General features: G+C 61.4%; 1 protein-coding gene. It reads left to right on the plus strand.

Annotation, left to right across the window (positions count from 1 at the left end):
* Positions 1-2,743, plus strand: a 2,743-nt coding sequence (locus PK789_RS11575; RefSeq protein WP_324308972.1) for an efflux RND transporter permease subunit, incomplete at both ends; no start/stop codon positions are given.

Raw genomic sequence — 2,743 nt, forward strand, 5'->3', positions numbered from 1 at the left:
TCACCCCGCGCGAGGAAGAGCCGCAGATCGACGTCACCATGGCCAACGTCATCGTCCCGTTCGACGGCGCCAGCAGCCGCGACGTGGAGCAATGGGTGTCCACGCCGCTGGAGCAGAAGCTTTCGGAAATCGAAGGCGTCAAGCATGTCTATTCGATCAGCCGCCCCGGCATGTCCGTGCTCACCGTCGAGTTCGAAGTGGGCGTGGCGCGGCAACCGGCGCTGGTGCGCCTGTACAACCAGGTCTTTTCGAACGGGGATTTTCTTCCGCAGCGCGTGGGCGTCGGCCAGCCCATCGTCAAGCCCAAGGGAATCGACGACGTGCCGGTGATGGCGCTCACCCTGTGGAGCGACGCCGCGCACGGCGACGCCATGGCGCTGGCGGAAGTGGCGCATACGCTCGAAGCTGACCTCAAGCGCATTCCCGGTACGCGTGACATCTACACCATCGGCGCGCCCAGCCGCAGCGTGCTGGTGACGCTGGATGCGGCCAAGCTTGCCGCTTACGGCATGACCAGTAATGACCTTGCGCAAGCCCTGCAAGCCGCTAATTTGGTGCATCAGCCCGGTGAGCGCATCGACGCCAGCGCAGGTGCCGTGCCGGTCACCGCGGGCAGCTACCTGGCCAATGCAGAGGATGTGGCCAATCTGGTGATCGGCAGCCAGGGCGGAAAACCGCTGCTGCTGTCGGACGTGGCCAGGATCGAAGCGCGCGGCGACATCGCGTCGCAATACGTATGGTTCGGCGCGCCCGCCGGACGCATGGGCCCTAAGACGGGAACGGCGCCCGCGGTGACGATTGCGATTGCGAAAAAGCCGGGCAGCAATGCGTCGGACATCACCCGCGCAATCGAAAAACGCGTCGCGCAATTGAAAGGCGAGATCATCCCGGAGGATGTGCATGTCGAGATCACCCGCGACTACGGTGCCACCGCCAGCGACAAGGCGCAAAAGCTCATCCAGAAACTGATCTTCGCCACCGGTAGCGTGGTGCTGCTGGTGCTGTTCGCGCTGGGCTGGCGCGAAGCGATCGTGGTGGGCAGCGCGGTGGTGCTGACGCTGGCGGTCACCCTGTTCGCGTCGAAGATGATGGGCTTCACCCTTAATCGGGTGTCTTTGTTCGCGCTGATTTTTTCCATCGGCATTTTGGTGGACGATGCGATCGTGGTGGTGGAAAACATCCACCGGCATATGGCACGCGATGGCAAATCGCTGATCGAAGCCATCCCGCCCGCCGTGGATGAAGTCGGCGGTCCCACCATTTTGGCGACATTCACCGTGATTGCCGCGCTGATGCCGATGGCCTTTGTGTCTGGTTTGATGGGCCCGTACATGCGGCCGATCCCGATCAATGCTTCGGTGGGTATGTTGCTGTCGCTGGCGATTGCCTTGATCGTCACCCCATGGTTGTCGTTGAAGCTGCTGGCGCGGCATGGGCAAAGCGAACATGCCGAACAGTCCCACGAAGCGCAACAAGCAGGCTGGCTGCACCGTCTGTTCGAACGGGTGATGTCGCCGTTTTTGAAAGGCGAGCAAGCAGGCAAAAAACGGGCATTGCTATTTGCGTCGATGCTGGGCTTGGTATTGCTGTCGGCGTCGCTTGCCGTCTTCAAGCTGGTGGTGTTGAAGATGCTGCCGTTGGATAACAAGTCTGAAGTGCAAGTGGTTGTGGATATGCCCGAAGGCAGCACCTTGGAGCAAACGAATGCGCTGCTGACCGAGCTTGCCGCCAAGCTTGATAGCGTGCCGGAAGTGCTGAACTACCAAGGCTATGCAGGCACCGCAGCACCGATCAATTTCAACGGCTTGGTGCGCCAATATTTTTTGCGCAGCGGCAATAACGTGGGGGATCTGCAAGTCAATCTGGTCGACAAGCACCAGCGCGGCCGCCAGAGTCACGAGATCGCGCTGGCGATGCGGCCGATGCTGGCGAAGATCGGTGCGAATTACGGAGCCTCGGTAAAAGTGGTGGAAGTGCCGCCCGGCCCACCGGTGCTCTCGCCATTGGTGGCCGAGGTGTACGGCCCGGATTACGCCGGCCAGCGCAAGCTGGCCTTGGCACTGCAACAGCAGCATTTCGCCCGCACCCCCGGCATTGTGGATATCGACACCAGCGTGGAGACCAATGCGCCGCGTGAGCACATCGTGATTGATCGTGAACGCGCCGCGCGCCTGGGTGTGCCGCAGGCGGCGATTGCCGATGCCATCGCGATGGGCGTGGCAGGGCTGGATGCGACTTACATCCACGATGGCGCATCGAAATATCCGCGCCCGGTGCGGCTACGGTTGCCCGTGCAAGATCAGGCATCGCTGGCGGGTGTGCTTGCATTGAAGGTGCGTTCGCAGCAAGGGCAATTGGTGCCGTTGTCTGAGTTGGTGCGCGTGCAGCAGGCCACGTGGGATGGCGCGATCCATCACAAGGATGGCCTGCCGGTGGTGTATGTGATGGCCGATGAAGCCGGCAAACTCGACAGTCCGCTGTACGGCATGTTCGACATCGTCAGTCAGTTGCGTCACTCCCATGTGGCGGAACAAACGCTGGCGCAAACCTTCATCACCCAACCTGCCGATACCAGCAGCTATGCGATCAAATGGGATGGCGAATGGCAGATCACCTATGAAACATTCCGCGACATGGGCATTGCCTATGCTGCCGGCATGGTGCTGATCTACTTGCTGGTGGTGGCGCAGTTCCGCAGTTATTTGGTGCCGCTGGTGATCATGGCCCCCATTCCGCTGACCGT

The sequence above is a fragment of the Thermomonas sp. genome, from assembly GCF_035369645.1.
In the GTDB taxonomy this organism is placed as follows: Bacteria; Pseudomonadota; Gammaproteobacteria; order Xanthomonadales; family Xanthomonadaceae; genus Thermomonas.